The sequence below is a fragment of the Allobosea sp. P5_A5 genome (assembly GCF_056400625.1).
This window is the reverse complement of record NZ_JBFUKY010000018.1, coordinates 19801-44720: the sequence shown is the minus strand read 5'-3', so window position 1 is coordinate 44720 and position 24920 is coordinate 19801. Positions and strand designations below refer to the sequence as shown.

The following is a 24920-nucleotide window of genomic DNA, read 5'->3' as shown; positions in this document are numbered from 1 at the left end:
GGAGAGGATGACCAGCGGGATTTCCTTGGCGACCTTGGCAAGGCCTTCGGGCACGTCCGGGTGCGGACCCCAGGTCGGAACCTGCTCGGCGACCCAGGCCGCATCCTCGGGGCGGAAGGCGACGCCGTTGCGCTTGCAGGTGCGCTCGAGCGCATTGTGCACGACATCCGCATAAGGCTTCCAGGCGCCGAGCACCTCGTCGAGCCGATAGGCCGAGAAGTCGGCGATGAAGGTCTTCATCGCCGGCTCCTCCAGCTTGTTGCCGTAAAGCGAGCGGGCTGCCTTATCCATCGCAAAATAGATCAGCGTGCCATGGCAGTCGAAGGTGACGTATTTCGGCTTGATGACGCTCATGGCGCAGTCCTCGATTGGTGAAACGGCGTGGTCGTTCCCGGATGCATCATAGCCAGGTCCGCCCCCGATGCGGGCACCGGATTGCCTGCCGGGCGAAGCACAAACTGCCGTAAGCCTTCGCGTCGCAGGCTGAGAATTGCGCGCCGTTTTCCGACGCCCTCCCCGTTCCCACGCGAAAACCGAGCCGCACGACCGCCGTGGCATTCCGTGCGGTGGCCACGCACTCCTTCGGTCGAAGATATCGCGCGGCGATGATCGTCGGGACGAACTGCGCCCGCTGCCGGGTTATCAATGAGGCAACGGAGCGGGTTTGCGCACATGGATCAGGATACGATCGACCTCGTTGCCTTCGAGGACACCCATCTCGACGGCGCCCTGCTGCTCTCGCGCGAAGCGAGTTGGCCGCATCGGCGCGAGGATTGGGAGATGGCGCTTGCGCTGAGCCAGGGATTTGTCGCGACGAAGGGCGACGATGTCGTCGGCACGGCGCTCATGACGCCCTTCGCGGATGTCGCTGCCACCATCAACATGGTGATCGTTGCCGAGGCAGCGCGGGGCCGCGGGCTCGGCCGTCGACTGATGAATACAGCTCTTGCCGCCGCCGGCTCACGCGAATGTCGGCTCGTGGCCACGTCGGACGGCCTGCCGCTCTACGAGAAGCTGGGCTTCGAGCGCACCCACAAAATCAAACAGCATCAGGGGACCGTCGCGGCTGCGAGCCCTGCTGCTTCCAGCGCCGATATCAGCTGGGCCGAGCCCGGGGATCTCACCGCCATCCTGGTACTCGATCGGCTTGCGCTCGGACTCGATCGGAGGCCGCTGCTGCAACTGCTGAGCCAGCGCGGTCGGCTTGCCATTTTGCGCAAGGAGGGTCGCGTCGTCGGTTATGGGGCGTTGCGCGACTTCGGGCGCGGCGAAGTCATCGGCCCCGTCATCACCGAGACCGATGTGGACGCGCAGGCTTTGCTTTCCTTCTTCATCGCGGAGCGGCCGGGCGCATTCCTGCGGGTCGATACGCCGGTTGCCTCCGGCCTTTCGGCCTGGCTCGTCGAACGCGGCCTGCTCGATGTCGGCGGCGGCATCGCGATGCGCCGCGGCCGGAAGGCGCCCGACGCCGCCGGACCGGCAAAACCCTTCGCCCTCGCCAGCCAGGCGCTCGGCTAGATCCTTGATTTCGCATCGGCATCCCCGGGAACCGCTTGATGTTTCGGGTCGATGCTCCAACCGGAGAAGCATCATGTTGAGCAATTCGCTGATCGAACTCGATCGCGACCATTGGATCCACCCGGTCGCCTCCTATCGCGGCCATGAGAAGGCCGGCGTGCGCGTGCTGCGCTCGGCCAAGGGCGCGACCATCACGGACGCCGAGGGACGCCAGCTGATCGACGGTTTCGCCGGTCTGTGGTGCGTCAACGCCGGTTACGGGCATGAGAGCATCGTCGAGGCGGCTGCCAACCAGATGCGCGAGCTGGCCTACGCCACCGGTTATTTCGGGCTGGGCTCAGAACCTGCGATCCGACTTGCGGCCGAGCTCGCGGAGCGTGCGCCCGGCGACCTGAACCGCGTCTATTTCACGCTCGGCGGCTCCGACGCGGTCGACTCGACCGTGCGTTTCATCCGCTATTACCAGGGTGCGCGCGGCAAGCCGGAGAAGGACCAGTTCATCTCGCTGGAGCAGGGCTATCATGGCTCCTCGACGGTCGGCGCCGGTCTCACCGCCCTGCCCGTCTTCCATGCGGGCTTCGGCGTGCCCTATGACTGGCAGCACAAGATTCCGTCGCACTACACCTATCGCAATCCGGCCGGTTCCGATCCGGCAGCGGTGATCGCGGCTTCGCTCGCCGCGCTAAAGGCCAAGGTCGAAGAGGTCGGCGGGCCTGAGCGGGTCGCGGCGTTTTATTGCGAGCCGATCCAGGGCTCGGGCGGCGTGCTTGTGCCGCCACCCGGCTGGGTCAAGGCGATGCGCGACCTCTGTGCCGAGCTCGACATCCTGTTTGTCGCAGATGAGGTCATCACGGGTTTCGGCCGCACCGGTCCGCTCTTCGCCTGCGAGGATGAGGGCATCGTTCCGGACCTGATGACCATCGCCAAGGGGCTGACCTCCGGCTACGTGCCGATGGGCGCCGTGCTGATGTCGCAGAAGGTCTACGACGTCATCGCCGACGGCTCCGGTTCGGCCGCGATCGGCCACGGCTATACCTACTCCGCCCATCCGGTCAGCGCCGCCGTCGGGCTGGAGGTCCTGCGCCTCTATGATAACGGCCTTCTGGAAAATGGCCGCAAGGCGGGCGCGCGGCTGATGTCCGGTCTGCAGGGCCTTTCGGACCATCCGCTTGTCGGCGAAGTTCGCGGCCGCGGCATGCTGGCAGCGGTCGAACTGGTCACCGACAAGGCCAGGAAGACGCCGTTGCCGGCGGCCTCCCTGCCCGCTCAACGCATCTTCGACCGGGCCTGGGGCAACGGCCTGGTCATTCGCGCCTTCGGCAACGGTGTCCTCGGCTACGCCCCGCCCCTGTGCTGCACGGACGCCGAGATCGACGCGATCGTCGAGCGCACGCGCAAGACGCTCGACGAGACGCTGGCCGATCCGGATGTGCGGGCCGCGATGGCCTGAGCGCCGGCGCGGTCGAGACAGGAGCGGGTGCGAGGTTCTCCGCGCGCTCGCCCGCGCAGAAGCCGATATTCCGCGAACTCCGCGAATTCGGAATTTTGTGCCGCTTCGTTTTCGACATTCGGTGAATTCGCCGACCTGACCGTGCGACAGTGCTTGCGAGCCGACACAGATGCGGCCGGGGAACACAACGCAACCGTCGCAGCAGCGACAAGGCTTCACGACGGGCTGGCGCGGATGCGCCGCCTCGCGAACGGCCGGGCGGAGAGACGATGACAACAGCTTTGGGCGAATTCCGGTATCTGAGCTTCGACGTCGTCGGCACGCTGATCGACTTCGAAGGCGGGCTCGTCGCCTGCCTCAAGGCGATCGCCGACGAAGCAGGCATCCCCCTCGACGGTGAGGACGCCCTGAGCCGTTATCGCGCCGCTCGCTACATGCCCGATGTCCAGCATTTTCCCGACGATCTGGCGCGCGTTTACGGCGTGATCGCGCCGCAGCTCGGCCTCCCGACCGGGGCGATCTATGGTGCGAGACTGCGCGACTCGGTGAAGGACTGGCGCCCGTTTCCCGACAGCGCCGATGCGCTCGCCCGGCTGGCGACCCGCTACAAGCTCATCGCGATGACGAATGCCCAGCGCTGGGCCTTCGACCATTTCGCCCGTGCCTTGGGCGAGCCGTTCTATGCCGGCTTCACGGTCGACGACACCGGCACGGAAAAGCCCGATCCGGCGTTCTTCGAGCAGGTCCTTGCCTTCGTCGAGAAGGACGGCGGGACCCGCGGCCAGATCCTGCACGTAGCCCAAAGCCAGTACCACGATATCGGCATCTCGCGCCGGCTTGGCCTGAGCAATTGCTGGATCGAGCGGCGCCATGCGCAACCCGGCTATGGCGGCACGATCGAGCCCGAGCAGTTCACCAAGCCCGATTTTCACTTCACCTCGATGGCCGGCCTTGCCGATGCCGTCGAGCAAAGCCCGGCTGCCTGAAGACGCCGGGGCAACGAAACGACGAGCCGGCGCGCCGGCAAAACCAGAAAACAGGGGAATGCGATGACCGACAAGACCGTTTCCAACTGGACAAGCGCTGACGACGCCTTCGTCGAGAACGCCATCCGCCGCGGCGCCAGCCGTCGCGATCTCATGCAGATGCTAATGGCCGGCGGCCTTGCCGCTTCCACCAGTGGCCTCGTTCTCGCTCGTGCCGATTCCGCGCTCGCCGCGACACCGGTCAAGGGCGGCAATCTCAAGGCGGCCGGCTGGTCCTCCTCGACCGCCGACACGCTCGACCCGGCCAAGGCCTCCCTCTCGACCGACTATGTGCGCTGCTGCGCCTTCTACAACCGCCTCACTTTCCTGCCGCAGAATGGCGTGGCGGAGATGGAGCTGGCTGAATCGATCGAGACCAAGGACGCCAAGGTCTGGACGATCAAGCTCAAGAAGGGCGTCGTCTTCCATGACGGCAAGCCGCTGACCTCGGCCGACGTGGTCTACTCGCTGAAGCGCCATCTCGATCCGGCGGTCGGCTCGAAAGTCGCCGCCATCGCCAAGCAGATGATTGGCTTCAAGGCCATCGACGATCTGACGGCGGAAGTCACGCTCGAGGCTCCCAACGCCGACTTGCCGACGATCCTGTCCCTCCACCACTTCATGATCCTGTCGGATGGGACCAAGGACTTCACCAAGGCGAATGGCACCGGCGCCTTCACCTGCGAATCCTTCGAGCCCGGCGTTCGCTCGATCGGCCTGAAGAACAAGAATTACTTCAAGGCAGGCGGCGCAAATATTGATTCCTTCGAGTACTTCGCGATCTCGGACGATTCGGCCCGCGTCAACGCCCTGATCGCCAACGACATCCAGCTTGCGGCCTCGATCAATCCGCGGTCGATGCGCCTCGTCGACAGCCAGCCCAACGTCGCCCTCTCGAAGACGACCGCCGGCAACTACACGAACCTCAACATGCGCATGGACATGGCTCCGGGCGACAAGATGGATTTCGTGACCGGCATGAAATACCTGCTGAACCGCCAGCAGATCCAGACCGCCGCGCTCCGTGGCCTGGCCGAAATCGCCAACGACCAACCGATCTCGCCGGCCAGCATCTACCACAACAAGGAGCTGAAGCCGAAGGCGTTCGACCCCGAGAAGGCCAAGTTCCACTTCAATAAGGCCGGTGTCCTGAACCAGACGGTTCCGATCATCACGTCGGAGGCCCCGACCTCCGCCGTCGACATGGCCTTGCTGGTGCAGCAGGCCGGCAACGCGATCGGGATGAAGTTCGATGTGCAGCGCGTGCCGTCAGATGGCTACTGGTCGAACTACTGGCTCAAGGCGCCGATCCATTTCGGCAACGTCAACCCGCGCCCGACCCCCGACATCCTGTTCTCGCTGTTCTACGCCTCCGATGCGCCGTGGAACGAGAGCCGCTTCAAGTCGGAGAAGTTCGACAAGATGCTCATCGAGGCTCGTGGCTCGCTCGACGAACCCAAGCGCAAGCAGATCTATGGCGAGATGCAGGTGATGGTGGCCGAGGACGCAGGGACCGCGATCCCGGTTTACATCTCCAACGTCGATGCGCTGTCGAAGAAGCTCAAGGGCCTGCAGCCGAACCCGCTCGGCGGCCAGATGGGCTACGCCTTCGCGGAGTATGTCTGGCTCGAAGGCTGAAGGCTTTCGCCCGCACAGGGCCGGGCCCCTTGCCCGGCCCCACCAACATGTCACACTCCGCCTTCAGGTGCCGTTCCCGGGAGCGGCGCCTTTAGGTGCCGTTCCCGGGAGCGCCGATGAATTCGCATATCCTCCCGCTTCTCGGCGCGCGCCTGCTGGTCGCGCTGGTGACGCTGCTGATCGTCTGCTTCGTGGTGTTTTGCGCGACGCAGATCTTGCCCGGCGACGTTGCCGAGGTACTGCTAGGCCAGGCGGCGACGCCGGAGGCCGTGGCGGGCCTGCGGGCTGCGATGCATCTCAACGACCCCGCGATCCTGCGCTTTTTTCGCTGGATCGGCGGCTTGCTCACCGGCGATCTCGGCATCTCCTACGCCAATAACCGGCCGATCGCGCAATTGATCTCCGGACGATTGGTCAACTCGCTGCAACTGGCTGCCGCCACCGCGATCTTTGCCGTGCCGATCGCGCTGACGCTGGGCATCACCTCGGCCATGCTGCGTGGCTCGCTGTATGACCGCACTGTCACCTTCGCGACGATCGCGGTGATTTCGGTGCCGGAGTTCATGGTCGCGACCTCGGGCGTGCTGGTCTTCGCCGTCTGGCTGAAATGGCTGCCGTCGCTCTCGATCGGCCGTGACGTGCATTCCTTCGGTGAATTGCTGCGCACCTACGCGATGCCGGTGTTCACGCTGAGCTTCGTCATTTCCGCGCAGATGATCCGGATGTCCCGCGCCGCCGTCGTCGAGACATTGAGCACGCCCTATGTCGAGATGGCCCGCCTGAAGGGCGCGTCCCGCGCGCGCGTCGTGCTGCGCCATGCGCTGCCGAACGCGCTAGGCCCCATCGTCAATGCGGTCGCGCTGTCGCTGTCCTATCTGCTCGGCGGCGTCATCATCGTCGAGACGATCTTCAATTATCCGGGCATCGCAAAACTGATGGTCGATGCGGTCGCGACGCGCGACCTGCCGCTGATCCAGAGCTGCGCGATGATCTTCTGTTTCGTCTACCTGCTGCTGATCACCACGGCGGACGTGGTCGCCATCCTGTCGAACCCGAAGCTGCGCTGATCATGGCAACCGACGCCCCCACCTTGAAGAAGACGCTGCTGCCGGGTTACCGGTTCAACCTCGTCGGCTGGATCAGCCTCGCCGTCGTGCTGACATGGGCGGTCATCGCGATCCTGGCGCCCTACATCACGCCCCACAGCGTCGGCGACATCGTCGACCTCGACTATTTCGGTCCGCTCAGCCGCGAATTTCCGCTCGGCACAGACTATCTCGGTCGCGACATGCTCTCGCGCATCCTGTTCGGAGCGCGCTACACCGTCGGCATCTCGCTCGCAGCGACCTTGATCGCCTGCACCATGGGCGTGGCGCTCGGCATGGCCGCAGCGGTCACCGGAGGCTGGTTCGACGCGGCCTTGAGCCGCTTTCTCGACGCCTTGAGCTCGATCCCTAGCAAGCTGTTCAGCCTCCTGATCGTGGCCGGCATCGGCTCATCGATACCGGCATTGCTGATCGCGCTCAGCGTGATCTACACGCCGGGTTCCTACCGCTTCGCTCGTGCGCTTGCCGTTAACGTCAACACCACCGAGTTTGTCATCGTGGCGCGGCTGAGGGGCGAGAAGCTGAGCTATCTGATCCGGAAGGAAATCCTGCCGAACATCATCGGCCCCGTGCTGGCCGACGTCGGTCTGCGCTTTGTCTTCATCGTGTTGCTGCTGTCAGGCCTGTCGTTCCTGGGCCTCGGTGTGCAGCCACCGGAGGCCGACTGGGGCGCGCTGGTGCGCGAGAACATCGGCGGCCTGCCTTTCGGCGCGCCGGCCGTGATGGCGCCGTCCTTTGCCATCGCCAGCCTGACGATCGCGGTCAACATGCTGATCGACAACCTGCCGCGGAAGATCCGCGACCGGAGCGCCTGATGAAGCACCTCGTCGAAATCCGTGGCCTCGAGGTCGAGGCCACCACCGATGCGGGCCGGCGCGTCGCGATCATCAAGGGTGTCGACATCGACATCGCGCAAGGCGAGATCGTCGCGCTGATCGGCGAGAGCGGCTCGGGCAAGACGACGATCGCGCTGACGCTGCTGGGATATACGCGTCCCGGCTGCCGGATCGCCGGCGGAAGCGTCGCCATCGACGGACACGACGTAACGAAGCTCTCGGAAGCCGAGCGCGCCAAGGTGCGCGGCCGCGTGGTCTCGTATGTGCCGCAGAGCGCGGCTGCCGCGTTCAACCCGGCGCAGCGCATCATGGATCAGGTGATCGAGATCACCCGCATCCATGGCACGATGCCGCGCGCGGAGGCACAGGCCAAGGCGATCGAGCTGTTCAAGGCGCTGTCCCTGCCCTCGCCCGAGACGATCGGCGCGCGCTATCCGCACCAGGTCTCAGGCGGGCAGCTCCAGCGCCTTTCGGCCGCCATGGCGCTGATCGCCGACCCCAAGGTCGTGGTCTTCGACGAGCCGACCACCGCGCTCGACGTCACCACCCAGATCGAGGTTCTGCGGGCCTTCAAATCGGTGATGCGGCAGAGCCGGATGGCCGGCGTCTACGTCTCGCACGACCTCGCCGTCGTCGCCCAGATCGCCGATCGCATTGTCGTGCTGAAGAGCGGCGAGATCCAGGAAGTCGGCACGACCGAGCAGATCCTGTCCGCGCCGCAACACCCCTACACGCGCGAGCTGCTGGCGGCGTTCACGCCAAAGCTTCGTTCGCCTGCCGAACCTGCCGCAGCAGCAACGACCCCGCCCGTGCCCGTGCTCCAGCTCGACGCCGTCAGCGCCGGCTATGGCAAGGGCAAGGACGGCAAGCCGCTGATGCTCGCCGTCGACGCGGTCAGCTTCACGCTGGAGCGCGGTCGTAATCTCGGCATCATCGGCGAATCCGGCTGCGGCAAGTCCACCCTGGCACGCACCATCGCCGGCATTATCGCGCCCTCCTCCGGCTCGATCCTGTTCGACGGGCACCCGATGGCGCCACTGGCCGCCAGGCGCTCGCGCGACGATCTCCGCAAACTTCAGATCGTCTTCCAGTCGGCCGACACCGCGCTCAATCCGGCACAGTCGATTGAGGACACCCTCGGGCGGCCGCTGGCGTTCTACCACGACCTGCGCGGCCAGGCGCGCGAGGCGCGCATCGACAGGCTGCTGGACCTCGTTCACCTGCCCCGCGCGTTGAAGCACAGGCTGCCGGCGGAACTCTCGGGCGGGCAAAAACAGCGCATCAACCTGGCCCGCGCACTGGCCGCCGATCCCGAGCTCATCCTTTGCGACGAGATCACCTCGGCGCTCGACACGGTCGTCGCCGCCGCGATCATCGAGTTGCTGAAGGAGCTCCAGCGCGAACTCGGCCTTTCCTACGTCTTCATCAGTCATGACCTGACGACGGTGCAGGCGATCTGCGACGAGGTCGCGGTGATGTATCAAGGCGTCAAGGTCGAGCAATTGCCCGCCGACAAGGTTGGCAGCGCCGCCGGCCACCCCTATTCGCGCCTGCTGATGTCCTCCGTCCCGAAACTCGACCCGACATGGCTGGACAAGCTGGAACGCGACCCGGAGCTGGTCGCGGCCTTCGCGAAGCGCTGAAGGCGCGTCAGGCCGTTGCCGGAAACAGGCTCGTCAACGGCATGTGCGGTTTGACGATCGGGGATTTGAGCACGACGAAGCTGAAATACTTGTCGATGCCGATATCGAGATCGATCAGCCGCTCCATCAGCGTCTGGTACTCGATGATGCCGCTGGCCACGAACTTGACCAGATAATCGTAGCCGCCCGAGACGAGATGACACTCGACCACTTGGTCGAGCTTCTCGACCGCCGCCAGGAAGCGGGCGAAATCGACCTGCCGGTGGTTCTTCAGCGTGACCTCGGTGAAGACCGTCAATGTCTGGCCAAGCTTGCCGATATTGATGCGCGCCGAATAGCCGGTGATGTAGCCTTCCTGCTGCAGCTTCTTGACCCGCATCAGGCATGGACTCGGCGACAGGTTCACCAGGTCGGCCAGCTCGACATTGGTGATCCGGCCGTTCTTCTGCAGCTCGTAGAGGATCTTGATGTCGATCTGGTCGAGCTTCATGGGCGCCTCTACGGGGTCGGTCGTGCCATCCTCGGCAGTCCCATGCCGATGCGAAGATCGTGCCGGAAGCGGGCATGGACCGCAATCGCACGGCATATGATGCCGTCGCCATGGCCCTTCTTTATACGCGCTCCGACGAAGAACGTGACGGAATTTTGCGCTGCCTTCGACATGAAATGCCGCCAGCCGCCGATTTGCGGTACATGCGTCGAGGCGGGTGCCGCTAATCTCCTGCATCGTCAAGGAGACCATGATGCCGGCGCCGCTCTTACAGATCGAAACCAGCCCGGTTCTGCCCGAAAGCGCCGACGTCGTCGTGATCGGCGGCGGGATCGTCGGCGTCTGCACCGCCTATTATCTCGCGCAGCGCGGAGTGAAGGTGGCGCTCGTGGAGAAGGGGCGTATCGGAGCCGAGCAGTCGAGCCGGAACTGGGGCTGGTGCCGCCAGCAGAACCGCGACGCGCGCGAACTCCCGATGGCGACGGAGAGCTTGACCTTGTGGGACCGTTTCGCCGCCGAAATCGGCGAGGATGTCGGTTTCAGGCGTTGCGGGCTGCTGTATCTCAGCGATGACGAGGCGCAGATCGCGGGCTGGGCCAAATGGCGCGATTTCGCGATCGGCCAGGGCGTGACGACGCATATGCTCTCGCCGGACGAAGCCTCGGCACGCGGCACTGCCACCGGCAAGCGCTGGAAGGGAGGCGTGTTCTCGCCCAGCGACGGCACCGCCGACCCCTCGCGCGCCGCCCCCGTCATCGCCAAAGGCATCATCAAGGCCGGCGGCACCGTGCACCAGTTTTGCGCCGCGCGCGGGCTGGAAACGCAAGGCGGCCGGGTCAGCGGCGTCATTACCGAGAAGGGCTCGATCCGAACCGGGACGGTGGTTCACTCCGGCGGCGCCTGGGCCTCTTCCTTCCTCAACCAATATGGCATCCGCTTTCCCCAATCCTCGGTACGCTCGTCGATCTTGTCGCTGGCACCCGGTGTGGAAGGCTTGCCCGACGCGCTCCATACGACCGAGGTTTCGGTGACGCGCCGGGGCGACGGCGGCTATACGCTGGCGATCAGCGGCGGCGCGCGTGTCGACCCGACGCCGCAGCAGCTGCGCTATTCCCGGCAGTTCGTGCCGATGTTCCAGCGGCGCTGGCGCAGCCTCTCGCTCGGCGGTTTGCAGGCGTGGAAGGCCGGTCACGAGACCCTGAAGCGCTGGCGCCTCGACGAGCCGACGCCGATGGAAGCCAACCGCATCCTCGATCCGACGCCCGATCCGAAGCAGATCGCCGAAACCCACGCCAGAGCGCAAAAGCTCCTGCCGTCCTTGCGAAACGTGGCGGTTCAGGCGCGTTGGGCCGGCTATATCGACTCGACGCCGGACGGTGTGCCGGCCATCGGCGAGGTGACCGGCCTGCCCGGCTTCATCCTGGCGGCCGGTTTCAGCGGGCACGGCTTCGGCATCGGCCCCGGCGCCGGGCATATGATCGCCGACCTCATCACCGATGCAAAGCCGATCGTCGATCCGGTGCCCTACAGGCCCCAGCGCCTCGAAGCGTCGGCCGCTGGCAGGGTGGCCGAATTCTGATGCCGGCGCCCATAAGCCAGGCTTATGGGCTCGTCATAAATTCGTCTTGTCGTTCACCGCGGCCATGACGATGCTGCACTGCCAGATCGGGGGATCAGCAACATGTTTTTCAAAAAAGGGGATTGGGCAATGATCGGTTTCAGGACGGCGGTCGCAGCGCTCGCGATGCTGGGAGCGAGCGCGACGGCGCAGGCGCAGACGGTCTACAAGGTCGGTTCGACGCCGACGGGCACGCCCTTCACCTTCCTCGACGCCAAGACCAACACCGTCGAAGGAATGATGGTGGACATCATCGGGGAGATCGGCAAGGAGCAAGGCTTCAAAATTGAGATCCAGGCGCTGCAGTTTTCGACGCTGATCGCCGCGCTGACCTCCGGCAAGATCGATATCATTTCGGCTGCCATGTACGGCTCGCCCGAGCGCGCCAAGGTCGTCGACTTCAGCCAGGACGTCTATTCCTATGGCGAGGGCTTGGTCGTGTCGGCCAAGGACGAGAAGGACTACGTCGGCTTCGACGACCTCAAGGGCAAGAAGGTCGGTGGCCAGATCGGCACCCGCTATATCGACGCGCTCAAGGCGTCCGGCGCGCCGGCCGAGGTCAGCGCCTATGACAGCCTGCCCGACATCCTCCGCGACGTGTCCAACGGGCGCCTTGATGCCGGCATCGGCGACTATCCGATCCTCGCCTACAACCTCGCGCAGGGCCGCTTTCCGCAGCTGCGGCTGGTGAAGTCCTACAAGCCCTCGGTGCCGGGGCCGATCAACATCGCGGTCAAGCAGGGCAACACCGAGCTGCTGGGCAAGATCAATGCCGGTCTGGCGAGCATGAAAAAAGACGGCCGGCTCGACGCGATCCTGAAGAAATGGGGTCTCTGAGCGAGCTTTCCTGATCTCGTCATGAGCCATTTCCTGAGCCAGGTGCCGCTTTACCTGCCAATCTTGATGCAGGGCGTCTACCTCACCATCCTGGTCACGCTTGGCGCCTTCGTGCTTGCGACGGCGCTCGGCCTGCTCTGGGCCTTCATGCGGGTGAGCGGCATCGCGCCGCTCGCCTGGACGGCGCGCACGATCATCGTCATCGTCCGCGGCATCCCCGGCCTCGTCACGCTGTTCTACATCTATTTCGTGCTGCCCGATCTCGGCCTCTCGCTGACGGCAATGCAAGCCGCGATCATCGGGCTCGGTATCGCCTATTCGCCCTATATGGCGGAGGTTTTCCGGGCCGGCATCGAGGCCATCGATCGCGGCCAGACCGAGGCCGCGCTCTCCATCGGCATGGGCTGGGGCCTGACGATGCGTCGCGTGATCCTGCCGCAGGCGATCCGCGTGGCGCTGCCTCCCTATGGCAGCACGATGGTGATGCTGCTGAAGGATTCCTCGCTGGCCTCGACCATCACGGTCGCGGAGCTCTCGCTGCAAGGCAAGCTGCTGGCGTCCTCGACCTTCGAGAACACCGCGATCTTCACGATGGTCGCCCTGATCTATCTCGCCATGAGCTTGCCGCTGACGGCGTTCAACGCCTGGCTAGAACGCCGTCTGGGAGCCGGTCGATGAGCATCGTCGCACTGCGCAACATCAGAAAATCCTTCGGACCTCTCGAAGTCATCCACGACGTCTCCTTCTCCGTCGAGAAAGGCGAGGTCGTCTGCATCATCGGGCCGTCCGGCTCCGGCAAATCGACGCTGCTGCGTTGCATCAATGGGCTGGAGACCTATCAGGGCGGCGAGATCACCGTCCATGGCGACCGGGTCGACACCAAGGCCGGCAATATCCGGCAGATGCGTACGCGGGTCGCCATGGTGTTCCAGCGCTTCAACCTCTTCCCGCACCGCACGGCGCTAGAGAACGTCGCCGAAGGCCCGATCTTCGTGAAGAAGGAGCCACGCGCGCAAGCCCTGGCCCAGGCGCGGCAATTGCTGGAACGGGTCGGGCTCGGCGCCAAGATGGACTCCTATCCGGCGCAGCTTTCCGGCGGGCAGCAGCAGCGCGTGGCGATCGCCCGCGCGCTCGGCATGCGGCCGGACGCCATCCTGTTCGACGAGCCAACCTCGGCGCTCGACCCGGAGCTGGTCGGTGAGGTGCTCGCGGTGATGCGCTCGCTGGCCGACGAGGGCATGACCATGATCGTGGTCACCCACGAGATGGGCTTCGCGCGTGAAGTCGCCGACCGCGTCCTCTTCCTCGACGGCGGCGTGCTGGTCGAACAGGGCCCCCCGGACGAGGTGCTCGGCCGGCCCCAGAACCCTCGCACGCAGGATTTCCTGCGCCGCATCCTGCCCTCCTGAGAGTATCGCAGATGGCCCGCCTGACCGGTTCCTTCTTCACAGCCGACGCTGTCGACACGCCCTATTGGTGGGAAGCCGCAAAGCCCGTCCCGGTGGCGGAAGCCGACCTCCCGGCGCGGGTCGAAGTCGCCATCATCGGCGGCGGCTTCACCGGCCTCAATGCGGCTCTGACCCTGGCGAAGGCCGGAAAGCAGGTCGCGGTGTTCGAGGCAGAGGCCCCCGGCTGGGGCGCGTCCTCGCGCAATGGCGGGCTGCTCGGACCCGGCTGGGCCTTCTTCGACGGGGGGATGGCGCACGGGCCGGAGAAGGCCAGGGCGATCATCGAGGAGAGCTTCCAATCGCTCCAGCATGTGAAGGACATCGTCGCGCGCGAGCAGATCGACTGCGACCTCAAGGAGGTCGGGTATTTCCGCGGTGCCATGACACCGCGCATCTATGATGGGCTCGGCCGCTATATCGACAGGATCAAGGCCGTCATGCCTTGCGATGCGTATCTCGTTCCTCGTGCCGAGCAGCAGGGAGAGGTCGGCACCGAGCTCTACCATGGCGGCATCGCCATGCCCGGCTATTGCGGCATCCATCCCGCGAAGTATGTGCAAGGCCTCGCCAAGGCGGCCGAGCGGGCGGGCGCGACCATCTTCAGCCGGGCGCGCGTCTCCGACCTCAAGGCCCAGGCCGGCGGGTTCGGCTTTTCCGTCCGCGGCCGTAAAGTTTCCGCCAAGCAGGTGCTCCTGGCCACGAACGGCTATACCGGCTCGCTCTCGCCCTATCTCGAGCGGCGGATCATGCCGGTCGCAAGCGGCATCATCGCCACCGAGCCCCTCCCCGCCGAGGTCATGGACCGGCTGATGCCGAAGCGCCGGATGCTCGCTGGCAGCCAGCGCGTGGTGACCTATTACCGGCCGTCGCCGGACGGAACGCGCGTTGTCTTCGGCGGTCGGGTCCTGAACACCAAGCCCGACGAGACGGTCTCGCGCGCCAATGCGGCCTATCTGCGCGGGCTCATGCTTCGGGTCTTCCCGGAGCTGGAGAGCCGCAAGGTGAGCCATTACTGGCACGGCACGCTCGGCTTCACCTTCGACAAGTTCCCCCATGTCGGGCAGACCGAGGGCATGTTCTATGCCTGCGGCTACAGCGGCACCGGCGTCGCGCGCTCCAGCTGGCTCGGCCACAAGGTCGCGCAGCAGATGCTCGGGCAGGCGGACGGCGGCAGCGTCTACGCCGACCTGCCATTCCCCTCGCGTGCGTTCTATCGCGGCGGCAAGCCCTGGTTCCTGCCCTTCGCCGTTGCCTTCTACGGCATGCTCGACCGCTGGGACCAGCGATAGGCGGGCTGGACTTCCGGGCGGCGGGCGCAGATGCCTGCCGCTCCGACGCTGGAATGACCGATGCGGGCTCGCCAACTCGAAGTCTTCTGCACGTTGATGCGCAGCGGCACCGTCACGGCCGCCGCCGCGATGCTGAACATCTCGCAGCCGGCGCTGAGCCAGATCCTGCTCCACACCGAGGACCAGCTCGGCTTCAAGCTGTTCGACCGGGTGCGCGGTCGGCTGGTGCCGACGCAGGAGGCAGAGGAGCTCTTCGCCCAGGCCGAGCCGATCTTCGGGGAGCTCGACGCGCTGCGGCGACGCACCGTCGACATGCGGCATGGGCGCACCGGCCTCGTCAGGCTCGCGGCCTCTTCACCGCCCTCCATGTCGATCGTGCCCCGTGCCATGGTCGCCTTCAGGGAGGCGCATCCCGACATCGTCGTGCGCTCGCTGATCGCCTCGCAGAGCGTCATCATCGACATGGTGCGCAAGGGCGAGGTTTCGCTCGGCATCACCATGAACGACCTGCCTCAGAGAGGCCTTGCCGTCGAGACGGTCGGTCATGCCGATCTGGTCTGCGTATTGCCTACAGGCCATCGCCTTGCCGCGCTCGACCGGATCGGCTTCGCCGATATCGGCGGCGAACCGCTGATCTCCTATCGCGCCGACACGCTGCAGGGGCGGCTGTTGGCGGTGGCGGCCGAGAGCGCAAATCTGGTTTATTCCCCGGCGATCGAGATTGACCTGTCGATCACCGCCCTGCCCTTCGTACGCGATGGCCTGGGCCTCGCCGTCGTCGACGGGCTTTCGCCCTGGCAGCAGTTCAACGGCATCGTGACCCGCCCGTTCACGCCCCGGATCGAAGTGCCGATCGCCATCGTCACCAGCAAGGACAGGCCGCTTTCGGCCAGCCATGAATGGATGCGCGACTGCCTGCGGGTCGCGAGCCGGGGCCTCAGCCGGATATCGGACCGGGATTGACCCGGCTGTCCTCTCGCGCCTCCGCGATCAAGGCGCCAATGGGCGCCGGCCTGACCGGAGCCTGCCCGCGCAGTCTGCCGGCGTCGCGGGCGCTATCGAGCCGTGCATGGGCCGCGACGATCTCGGTCGCCGCCAGCTCGCAATAGCGCCCTTGGCAGCGCCCCATGCCGACGCGACCGAGCGATTTCGCCCGATTGACCTCTCCACCGCCGAGATCGACGCTTTCGCGCAACGCGCCGGCCGTGATGCCCTCGCAGCGACAGATGACCGCTCGGTCGGGCAATTCGCGGGCGGTCTCCGCTGGCCATGGGAAGGATTGCGCGATGCCGCGCGCGAAGCGTGCGGACCGCCGCAGGCGGCGCAGATCGGGCATGGGATCGGGCGCCCGTAACCCAAGATCCTGCAGACAGGCGATGGCGGCAAGGCGGCCCGCGACCTCTGCTCCGTCAGCGCCGAGGATGCGCACGCCATCGCCGGCGAGATAGACGCCGGGCCCGGCCCGCCCCATCTCGTCGGCGGTCGGGAGCCACTGATGCCAGATCTCGTCATAGCCGAAGCCGCAGCCGGCGAGATCGGCAAGCCGCGTCTCGGAGCGCAGATGCCAGCCGAGGCCGACCGCATCGCAGGCGGTCTGGCGTTCGTTGCCATCCGCATCGCGCCAGCAGACGGCTACCGGTCCCCTCTCATCAACCTCGATACGGTCGAGCCGAACGCCGGCCTGATAAAGCCGGCCGAGACGGGCCCGCATCGCCAGACCTCGCAGGGCGAAGAACGGCCGCGCTGCGAGCCCGGCAAATCCGGCAAGTTGCCGCCGCATCGGCGTGGTATCGAGCACAGCCACGACGTTTCCGCCCGCCTTAAGCAGTTGCACCGCCAGCAAGGTAAGCAGCGGGCCGGAGCCGGCGAGCACGATCCCACGGCCCAGTGCGGCACCTTGGGCCTTCAAGGCGATCTGCATCGCGCCGAGCCCGTAGACGCCCGCATTCTCCCAGCCGAGCACCGGCATGATGCGGTCCATCGCCCCGGTCGCAAGGATCAGGCGGTCGTAGGCGATCCAGTGGGCACCATCCGGCCCGATCACCTGCAGGCGCCCATCAGTGAGCGAGGCGACCGAGCTGCGGGGGTGATGGACAAGCCGGGCGGTGGCGACCATGCCGTCGAACAGGCTGTGAAGCGCGACGGCCTTTGCCGCCTCCGAGCCGTAGAGCACATCGGGCTGTCGCGTGAAGCCTTGCGGTGGCCGACGATAGATCTGCCCGCCGGCGCGGTCTCCCTCGTCCACGACGACCGGCGAAAGGCCGGCGGCGACCAGCGTTTCCGCCGCCCGGATGCCGGCCGCTCCTGCCCCGACGATGACGATGCGCGCTGGCGCGTTCGCTGTCACGGCCATTCTCCCGGCGCGTCGGTCAAGAGCCGCATACCCTCAAGGAGCGGCGTCGAGCAGGCGCGGATACGTGGACCGGCCTCCTGCCAGACCCAGCAGTCCTGGCACGCCCCCATGAGGCAGAAGCCGGCCCGGCTTTCCAGCCCGAACTCGGAATGCCGCAAGTCAGGCGCCACCGATAAAATGGCGCTCAGCACGGTATCGCCAGCAAGCGCTTCCCGCTCGGTCCCATCGAGCCGGAAACGGACCACCGGCCGGTCCGTCTCCGCCAGCCGCACCAGCCGCCCTGCCGAGGCGCTCACTCGGCGGCCCGTGCAAGCGCCGCGCCGCCTGCCGGCATTTCCGGAAAGCGAATGCGCGCCTCCGCAAAAGCCTGAGCGACACCCGCCTCGCCCGTCCGACCCTTCATGCGGCGGAAGATTTCCGTCTTGGCAAAGAAGCGCCAGTGGATCGGCAACCCCGCGAGGATCGTTGTCAGGCGGTCATAAGCGTCCAGGGTCCATTGCGCCTCGTAGCCCTCCCGCTCGGGCCCGAAATGGAAATGGCTGGTGACAGGCGCCCGGTCAGCGCGCCGCGCCTGCGTCTCCGCCTCGTCGACCGCACCGTCCCGAATGACCACGCCATAATCGCGCTCGGCAGCCTCGGCCGAAACGTAGCCGCCGGCGACATCGGCCGCGACGCGTGAAGCCTCGCGATCATAGGGATGGCCGCGTCCGCCGCCGCCTGCCGAACGAATCTCCAGCACGTCGCCCGGCTGCAGCACCGCGGTATCGATATTTCCAAGGCGCCGCTCATTGGGCTGGCCCGGATTGACGACCATGTCCGAAAGCCCCGCCGCGCGCCCGCCGAGCACGCCCCAGGGCCGGAAAAAGCTGCGGTCCCGATTGCGTGCGGTGATGCGGCTGTCAGGAGCGAAAACGCGGAAAGCCATCTCGGTGGCGAGCCCGCCGCGCCACCGCCCGGCGCCGCCGGTGTCCTTGGCCAACCCGTATTTGACGAATTCGACCGGCGTTTCGGTCTCGGTGATCTCGATCGGCGTGTTCCGAAGATAGGCGGCATCGGCTCCCGAGCCGTTGGTGCCGTCACGATGGGGCATGCCGCCGCCGCCGCCGACCACCGGATTGACGGCCGCGATCACCGTCCGGCTGGTGCGCTCGTCGGTGGTCATGACGTTGAGGATGCAGTTGTTTCCGGCAGGCGCGGCCGGCAACCGTTCCGGGACCGCCTGCGAAAAGGCGCCGAAGATGACCGAGCGCAACCGGGCGCAGGTCAGCGAACGCATGCCCACCGCTGCCGGGAATACCGGGTTCAGCACGGTGCCCTCCGGCACAATGCAGGTGAACGGCCGGGTCAGCCCGGTATTGAGCAGGATCTTGGGGTTCAGCGTGTAGAGCACGTAATAGACGCCGACGAGCAGGAGCGTGTGGCGCGGATTACTGCCGGTCGGCACGTTGAGCGAGGAGGCCAGCTGCGGATCGGTGCCGGTAAAATCCAGCACGGCCTCGTCGCCGCGGATGGTCAGCTTCAGTTTCAGCCGGCAGGGATTGGCCTCGACCGAGTCCTCGTCGGCATAGTCGGCGAATTCCCAGGTACCGTCCGGCATGCCGCGCAGCACCTCGCGGGCCTGCGCCTCGGCATGGTCGAGCAGGGCATCGACCCCGTCGAGAAACGCCTGCTTGCCGAATTTCTCGATCATCGCCAGTACCTTGCGCTCGCCGGTATTGAGCGCGCCGACCAGGGCCTTGATGTCGCCGATGTTGAGATCGGGCTTGCGGACGTTGGTGGTCATGATCCGCAGGATCTGCTCGTCGAAGACGCCTTCGTTGACCAGCTTCATCGGCGGGAAACGAATGCCCTCCTGATGGATTTCGGTCAGAGCCCGCGACAGCGAGGCCGGCACCGCGCCGCCCATGTCGGTGTTGTGGATGTGCCCGCCCGTCCAGGCGACGATCTCACCCTCGTAGAACACCGGCTTCCAGAGGTGGGTGTCGGGAGCATGGGTGGCGACGAAACAGGCATAGGGGTCGTTGGTGAAGGCGACATCGCCCGGCTTGTAGTCCTCGACCATGGCGATGGCGGGTGCCCAGGACAGGCCGGGATACCAGGTCGCGCCCAGCTCCATCGGCACGGCGAAGGTGTCGCCGCGCCGGCTGATCAGCATCACCGTGAAATCCTCCGTCTCCTTGACGAAGGCGGAATGCGCCGTGCGCTGCAGCGTGTGCGCCATGTTCTCGGCCGCGGCGCGGGAGTGGTTGGCGAGGACCTGAAGCTTCATCCGGTCGAACATGGGGCTCACTCCGCGAAGGTCAGGTGAAGGTTGAGATAGCGGTCGACCCGTGCGCTGGCGCCGGCCGGGATCGCGACGGTGGTGTCCTCCTGCGCCACGACGGCGGGGCCTTCGAAACGGCTCCCGGGCCGGAAGTCGGCGCGGCTGTAAAGCCCGACGGCCCGATGGGCGCCGCCGGTATGGACCTCGATCTCGCGCTCGGGCCTTGCCCACTCTTCGGCTTCGTCCAGCGCGGGAAAGCTCAAAGTCGGTCCCGCGCCGACAGCTGAAAGGCGCAGGTTGACGATCTCGACCCGGCCATCGGGATCATCGAAATCATAGATGCGCCGATGCGTCTCGTGGAACTCGCGCGCGATCGCCTCAGTATTGCCGCTCTCGAGCCAGGCCGGCTGGAGCGGCACCTCGATTTCGTAGCTCTGGCCGATATAGCGCATGTCGGCGGACAGCTTGAGATCGGCGGGACCGTGGTGTCCCTGCGCCGCGAGCCAGGCCCGCCCGTCCCGCACCATCGCGGCGAAGGCCGCGCTGAGTTGCGGCAGCACCTCGGGCGAGAGATGCGCGAAAAGCGTGCGCACGAAGTCGCCGCGCAGATCGGCGACGAGCCCGCCCAGCGCCGAGACGACTCCCGGCCGCCGAGGCGCAATCAGCCGTGTCATGCCAAGTTCACGCGCCAGGAAGGCGCCGAGCATCGGCCCACCGCCGCCAAACGGCATCAGCACGAAATCCCTGAGATCGACGCCGGCGCGCGATGACAGTTTCTCGACCTCGACGAACATTTCGGAGACTGCGATGTCGAGGATCGCCTGAGCCGTCTCCTCCACCGGCCGACCGAGCGTCTCGGCGAGATCGGCGACGGCGGCTCGCGCCAGTGCGGCGTCCATCCGGAGCTGACCATAGGCCATCTCGGTGTGGCCGAGCCAGCCGCAGACCACCATGGCGTCGGTGACGGTCGCCCGTTCGCCGCCGCGTCCGTAGCACGCCGGGCCAGGCGTGGAGCCGGCCGATTCCGGCCCGACGCGCAGCACGCCCTGCCCGTCGACGGAGGCGATCGAGCCGCCGCCGATGCCGATCGAACTGACCGAGACCGACGGAATGTAGAGCGGAAACTCGCCGATCATCTCGCCGGTGCCGTATTGCGCCTCGCCATCGATAATGAGCGCGAAATCGGCGGATGTGCCGCCGATGTCCAGCGTCAGCACGCGTTTCTCGCCGGCCTGCCGGGCAAACCAGGCCGCGCCGATGACACCCGAGGCCGTGCCCGAGAGCAGCATGGAGACGCAGGCCCGCTTGCCTTCCGTCGCGTTCATCACGCCGCCATTCGACTTGGTCAGCAGGCAGCGCGCCGGTACGCCGCGCCCGGCCAGCCGCTCTTCCAGCGCCGTCAGATAGCCGGCGATGCGGGGGTGGACATAGGCGTTAAGGACCGCGGTCGTCGTGCGCTCGTATTCGCGGATGACCGGCCAGACCTCGGCCGAGGTGAACACGAAAAGCTCCGGCGCAAGCCGAGCGATCTCGGCCTTGACCACCTCCTCCTGGGCGCTGTCGCGCCAGGAATGGAGAAAGGCGACGACTATCCCGACCGCGCCGCGCGCCTTGGCCGAAGCGACGGCTTCGGCAACGATCGCGAGATCGGGCTTCACCGTCTCGCGTCCGTCCGAGCGCATCCGCGCGGGAATGCCGAAGACCCGATCGCGCGAGATCAACTGTTCGGGGCGTGAGCAGAACAGCGAATACACCTCCGGCATACGCAGGCGCGCCAGTTCGATGACATCCTCGAAGCCGGCATTGGTGAACAGCGCCAGCACGGCCCCCTTGCGCTGAATGATCGTATTGACGCCGACCGTCGTGCCATGGACGAAGCGGGTCACCGCGGTCGGATCGAGCCCCTCGCGCTCGGCGAGCAGGGACAGCCCCGTCATCAGCTCGGCGCCGGGATCGTCCGGCGTGGTCAGCACCTTCAACGACGCGACGCGGCCGCTCTTCGTTTCCAGCGCGCAGAAATCGATGAAGGTGCCGCCGATATCGACGCCGATCTTCCAATCCGCGGTCGCGCCCGGCGCTGCTGCCCCTGCCATGTCGATGTCTCTCCTGTTCTGAACGCAGGCTCGCATGGCCGCCATGCCATCGTCCAAGAGACATGCCGGGCAAACCCATAGGCTGGGCTTATGGGCCTCCTGCCATCGCATCTTTGACCTTCATCGCCACCCACGTCAGCTTGAGCCGACCAATGATGGGCCGCCTTGCGGCCAGGGGCGGATATGGATGTGATCGTGCTCGGCGGCGGCCTGATGGGGGCTGCCGCCACCTATTTTCTGGCGAAACGCGGGCTCAAGGTCACGCTGATCGAGCGTCACCGCGTCGGCTCCGGCGCGACGATCGCGTCTTTCGGCAACATCCGCCGCACCAATCGCCATCTCACGCAGCTGCCGCTGGCCCATCGCTCCCGCGCCATCTGGGGCGAGGCCGAGCGCATGCTCGGACGGGACGTCGAATTTCGAGCCACCGGTCACCTGCGCCTGATCTTCGAGGAAGATGCGCTCGCCGACATGCGCGCCTATGCGCAGGCGGCGCAGCCCTGGGGGCTGGATCTGGAGGAGCTTGGCGCCAACCAGATTCGGGCGCGCTTTCCGGGCCTCGGCCCGGGCGCCATCGCCGCTTCCTTCTCGCCGCAGGATGGCTCGGGCAATCCGAGGCTGATCGCGCCGGCCTTTGCCGATGCCGCCGGGCGGCTCGGGGCCACCATCGTCGAGGATGGCGAGGTCACGGACATCGCGACGACGCCGGCCGGCTTTCGGCTCACCACCGCGAAAGGCGTCTTCGAATCGGAGCGCCTGCTGAACACCGCGGGCGCCTGGGGGGCGCGCGTCGCCGCCCGCTTCGGCGAGCCGGTGCCGCTCACGCCCCGCGGGCCGCAGATGGGCGTGACCGAACCGCTTCCGCATCGCATCCTGCCCGTGGTCGGCATATGGAGCCGCCAGCACGGCGCCGACGGGTATTTCCGGCAGGTGGAGCGCGGCAACATCGTGTTCGGCGGCGCGGCCGAGCGTGTCGCCGTCGATCTCGACCCCGGCCATGCCAAGGCCGACCCGGCCCGGCTGCCGAACCAGTTGCGCGCGTTGGTGCGGCTGCTGCCGGCGCTGGCGAACGTCTCGGTGATCAGGACCTGGTCCGGCTGCGAGGGCTATCTCCCGGATATGCTGCCCGTCATGGGACCCTCGATGACGACGCCTGGCCTGTTTCACGCCTTTGGCTTCAGTGGCGCCGGCTTCCAGGTCGGCCCCGGAGTCGGCGAGACCATGGCCGAGCTGATCGCCACGGGCCACACCGACATTCCGCTCAACGATTTTCGTATCGACCGCTTCCAGGCACCTGATTCAAAACGAAAGAATTGAGCCGGCTATCGCCGCCACGAATGTCACGGAAGCTCAGGCGAACGGTCACAAGAGCTTCATCCGCCGGTCCTACCGCTCCCCGCCATCACGAAGCGGCGGAGGCATTCCATGGCTGGGTTTTCGATCACGCGTCGGCAGGCTCTTGCCGGCGGTGCCACCTCCCTCATCCTGCCACGTTTCGCGGTCGCGCAGGCCGACAACCGGCCCTCGATCACGGTGGCCGTGCAGAAGGTCTCGAACACCAACACGCTCGATGTCCTGCGCGAGCAGTCCAATGTCGGCGAGCGGGTGTTCTTCTCCTCGCTCTGGGAAGGGCTGATCGGCCGCAACTGGCTCGGCCAGCTCGAAACGATGCCGGGCCTAGCCACCGAATGGCGGCGCATCGACGATCGCACGGTGGAGCTGAAGCTGCGCCGCGGCGTCAAGTTCCACAACGGCGACGAGCTGACGGCCGAGGATGTTGCCTTCTCCTTCGGCAAGGAGCGCATGTTCGGCGACACCAAACCGAACGCCGGCAAGACCATCGCGGCCGATTTCTCGATCGGCGGCGGCCGGGCCTCCAAGGACCTGCCGGGCGAGGTTCCCGCGGTCGCCCGGCGCAACTGGCCCTCGCTCCTCGGCATCGAGATCGTCGACAAGTACACAGTGCGCTTCGTCAACGGCACGCCCGACATCACGATGGAGGGCCGCATCTCGCGCTACGGCAGCGAGATCATGAACCGGCGCGCCTTCGACGAGGCCAAGACCTATTCCGATTGGGCCACTAAGCCCGTCACGACCGGTCCCTATCGCGTCGCCGACTACCGCCCCGACGTCTCGCTGCTGCTCGAGTCGCATGACGAGTATTGGGGTGGCCGGCCGCCGCTGAAATCGATCCGCTTCGTCGAGGTGCCGGAGACGGCCGCCCGCATCGCTGGCCTGCTCTCTGGCCAATATCAGTTCGCATGCGACATCCCGCCCGACCAGATCTCGCAGATCGAGCAGAACAAGGCTTTTGAGGTTCAGGGCGGCACGATCCTGAACCACCGCCTCACCGTGTTCGACAAGAACCACGCCCAGCTCGCGAACCCGCTGGTGCGCCGCGCGATGACGCATGCGATCGACCGGCAGGCGATCGTCGACTCGCTCTGGGCCGGGCGCACGGTCGTGCCGAAGGGGCTGCAATGGCCCTATTACGGCGACATGTTCGTCGAGGACTGGTCGGTGCCAACCTTCGATCTCAAGCTGGCGAAGGATCTCGTCAAGCAGTCCGGCTACAAGGGGGATCCGATCCCGTATCGCCTGCTCAACAACTACTACACCAACCAGGTGCCGACGGCACAGGTGCTGGTCGAGATGTGGAAGGAGGCAGGGCTCAACGTCGACATCCAGGTCAAGGAAAACTGGCAGCAGGTGCTGGAGCGCACACCGACCCGCGGGGTCCGCGACTGGTCGAACTCCGCGCCGTTCAACGACCCGGTCTCATCGATGGTGAGCCAGCACGGACCTAACGGGCAGCAGCAGCAGATCGGCGAATGGACCAACGACGAGCTCAACCGCCTCTCGGTCGAGCTGGAAACCTCGATGGACCAGGCCCGGCGCAAGCAGGTCTTCCGCCGCATGCTGGAAATCGCCGAGCGCGAAGACCCCGCCTACACGGTGCTCCACCAGAACGCGACCTTCACTGCCAAGCCGAAAGCGCTTCCCTGGAAGGCGTCGCCCGCCTTCGCGATGGATTTCCGCGCCGAGAACTGGGGCGGCCGCAGCTGAGCCTGCCGAAGAGCCGCCAGGCGCCCACAGCGCTTTTCGCATTAGGCCCTGCCGCCGCCTCGGTGACAGGGCCGGGCCTCCTTTCGGAGCGAGAAAGACCGAAAATGTCCGTTTCGATGACCCGCCTCGGCGCCATTCTGCCCGCCACCGGCAAGGCGCTGTTCATCGCCGACGGTTCGTCCAACCAATTGCCGACGATCAGGGGCATGGCGGGCCGCGAGATCGCCGCCGGCAACATAGTCTGAGG

The 24920-nt window shown here is 66.3% G+C and carries 22 protein-coding genes; 16 read left to right on the top strand and 6 right to left on the bottom strand.

Going from position 1 to position 24920, the window contains the following annotated elements:
• Positions 1-354: HAD family hydrolase (locus tag AC1DR6_RS22280; protein WP_476831462.1), on the bottom strand; the 354-nt coding region annotated here is incomplete at its 3' end.
• A 318-nt stretch (positions 355-672) separates the two neighbouring features.
• Between AC1DR6_RS22280 and AC1DR6_RS22275 the strand changes: the two genes are divergently transcribed.
• The 7 genes from AC1DR6_RS22275 (at position 673) to AC1DR6_RS22245 (ending at position 9216) form a co-directional block, all read left to right on the top strand.
• Positions 673-1518 carry a GNAT family N-acetyltransferase gene (locus tag AC1DR6_RS22275; protein ID WP_476831461.1) on the top strand — a complete coding sequence of 282 codons (846 nt, stop codon included), beginning with the start codon at positions 673-675 and terminating at the stop codon, positions 1516-1518.
• Positions 1519-1591: 73 nt separating this feature from the next.
• Entirely contained in the window at positions 1592-2968 is a 1377-nt protein-coding gene (locus AC1DR6_RS22270; protein WP_476831460.1) for an aminotransferase class III-fold pyridoxal phosphate-dependent enzyme, read from the top strand.
• Positions 2969-3237: 269 nt separating this feature from the next.
• Positions 3238-3954: an HAD-IA family hydrolase gene (locus AC1DR6_RS22265; protein ID WP_476831459.1), complete on the top strand. Its 717-nt coding sequence runs from the start codon at positions 3238-3240 to the stop codon at positions 3952-3954.
• 63 nt (positions 3955-4017) lie between these two features.
• Positions 4018-5631 carry an ABC transporter substrate-binding protein gene (locus tag AC1DR6_RS22260; protein ID WP_476831458.1) on the top strand — a complete coding sequence of 538 codons (1614 nt, stop codon included), beginning with the start codon at positions 4018-4020 and terminating at the stop codon, positions 5629-5631.
• 116 nt (positions 5632-5747) lie between these two features.
• Positions 5748-6698, top strand: a complete 951-nt coding sequence (locus tag AC1DR6_RS22255; protein WP_476831457.1) for an ABC transporter permease — start codon at positions 5748-5750, stop codon at positions 6696-6698.
• A gap of 2 nt (positions 6699-6700) precedes the next feature.
• Positions 6701-7552, top strand: a complete 852-nt coding sequence (locus AC1DR6_RS22250; RefSeq protein WP_476831456.1) for an ABC transporter permease — start codon at positions 6701-6703, stop codon at positions 7550-7552.
• Positions 7552-9216, top strand: coding sequence for an ABC transporter ATP-binding protein (locus AC1DR6_RS22245; protein WP_476831455.1), 1665 nt, complete (start codon positions 7552-7554; stop codon positions 9214-9216). Before AC1DR6_RS22250 ends, AC1DR6_RS22245 begins: the two co-directional genes overlap by 1 nt.
• Before the next feature lie 7 nt (positions 9217-9223).
• On the opposite strand, the gene AC1DR6_RS22240 is transcribed toward AC1DR6_RS22245, so the two are convergent.
• Complete coding sequence (locus AC1DR6_RS22240; protein WP_476831454.1) at positions 9224-9706, bottom strand: Lrp/AsnC family transcriptional regulator; 483 nt, start codon at positions 9704-9706, stop codon at positions 9224-9226.
• A gap of 253 nt (positions 9707-9959) precedes the next feature.
• Between AC1DR6_RS22240 and AC1DR6_RS22235 the strand changes: the two genes are divergently transcribed.
• The 6 genes from AC1DR6_RS22235 (at position 9960) to AC1DR6_RS22210 (ending at position 15861) form a co-directional block, all read left to right on the top strand.
• Positions 9960-11285 (top strand): NAD(P)/FAD-dependent oxidoreductase, encoded by a 1326-nt coding sequence (locus AC1DR6_RS22235; protein ID WP_476831453.1) that lies wholly within the window; start codon positions 9960-9962, stop codon positions 11283-11285.
• 129 nt (positions 11286-11414) lie between these two features.
• Entirely contained in the window at positions 11415-12161 is a 747-nt protein-coding gene (locus AC1DR6_RS22230; RefSeq protein WP_476831452.1) for an ABC transporter substrate-binding protein, read from the top strand.
• A 21-nt stretch (positions 12162-12182) separates the two neighbouring features.
• Positions 12183-12839 (top strand): amino acid ABC transporter permease, encoded by a 657-nt coding sequence (locus tag AC1DR6_RS22225; protein WP_476831451.1) that lies wholly within the window; start codon positions 12183-12185, stop codon positions 12837-12839.
• Entirely contained in the window at positions 12836-13570 is a 735-nt protein-coding gene (locus AC1DR6_RS22220) for an amino acid ABC transporter ATP-binding protein (protein ID WP_476831450.1), read from the top strand. Before AC1DR6_RS22225 ends, AC1DR6_RS22220 begins: the two co-directional genes overlap by 4 nt.
• 11 nt (positions 13571-13581) lie before the next feature.
• Positions 13582-14898, top strand: coding sequence for an NAD(P)/FAD-dependent oxidoreductase (locus AC1DR6_RS22215; protein WP_476831449.1), 1317 nt, complete (start codon positions 13582-13584; stop codon positions 14896-14898).
• A gap of 60 nt (positions 14899-14958) precedes the next feature.
• A complete protein-coding gene (locus AC1DR6_RS22210) occupies positions 14959-15861 on the top strand; it encodes a LysR family transcriptional regulator (protein ID WP_476831448.1) in 903 nt (300 codons plus the stop codon).
• Here the strand turns inward: AC1DR6_RS22210 and AC1DR6_RS22205 are convergent.
• From AC1DR6_RS22205 to AC1DR6_RS22190, 4 genes are read right to left on the bottom strand one after another with little or no spacing between them, the layout of a single operon-like run.
• The gene (locus tag AC1DR6_RS22205) at positions 15836-17245 is read right to left on the bottom strand and encodes an FAD/NAD(P)-dependent oxidoreductase (protein WP_476831447.1); all 1410 of its coding nucleotides are present in this window, start codon (positions 17243-17245) and stop codon (positions 15836-15838) included. The two genes, AC1DR6_RS22210 and AC1DR6_RS22205, sit on opposite strands and share 26 nt — an antisense overlap.
• Positions 17242-17547 carry a (2Fe-2S)-binding protein gene (locus tag AC1DR6_RS22200; protein WP_476831446.1) on the bottom strand — a complete coding sequence of 102 codons (306 nt, stop codon included), beginning with the start codon at positions 17545-17547 and terminating at the stop codon, positions 17242-17244. The genes AC1DR6_RS22205 and AC1DR6_RS22200 overlap by 4 nt, the downstream gene beginning before the upstream one ends.
• Positions 17544-19532, bottom strand: a complete 1989-nt coding sequence (locus tag AC1DR6_RS22195; protein ID WP_476831445.1) for a hydantoinase B/oxoprolinase family protein — start codon at positions 19530-19532, stop codon at positions 17544-17546. The genes AC1DR6_RS22200 and AC1DR6_RS22195 overlap by 4 nt, the downstream gene beginning before the upstream one ends.
• A gap of 5 nt (positions 19533-19537) precedes the next feature.
• Positions 19538-21607 (bottom strand): hydantoinase/oxoprolinase family protein, encoded by a 2070-nt coding sequence (locus tag AC1DR6_RS22190; RefSeq protein WP_476831444.1) that lies wholly within the window; start codon positions 21605-21607, stop codon positions 19538-19540.
• A 183-nt stretch (positions 21608-21790) separates the two neighbouring features.
• Between AC1DR6_RS22190 and AC1DR6_RS22185 the strand changes: the two genes are divergently transcribed.
• The 3 genes from AC1DR6_RS22185 (at position 21791) to AC1DR6_RS22175 (ending at position 24918) form a co-directional block, all read left to right on the top strand.
• Positions 21791-22924, top strand: a complete 1134-nt coding sequence (locus AC1DR6_RS22185) for an NAD(P)/FAD-dependent oxidoreductase (protein ID WP_476831443.1) — start codon at positions 21791-21793, stop codon at positions 22922-22924.
• 108 nt (positions 22925-23032) lie between these two features.
• Entirely contained in the window at positions 23033-24673 is a 1641-nt protein-coding gene (locus AC1DR6_RS22180) for an ABC transporter substrate-binding protein (protein ID WP_476831442.1), read from the top strand.
• 104 nt (positions 24674-24777) lie between these two features.
• Positions 24778-24918, top strand: coding sequence for a hypothetical protein (locus AC1DR6_RS22175; protein ID WP_476831441.1), 141 nt, complete (start codon positions 24778-24780; stop codon positions 24916-24918).
• Positions 24919-24920: the final 2 nt, after the last annotated feature.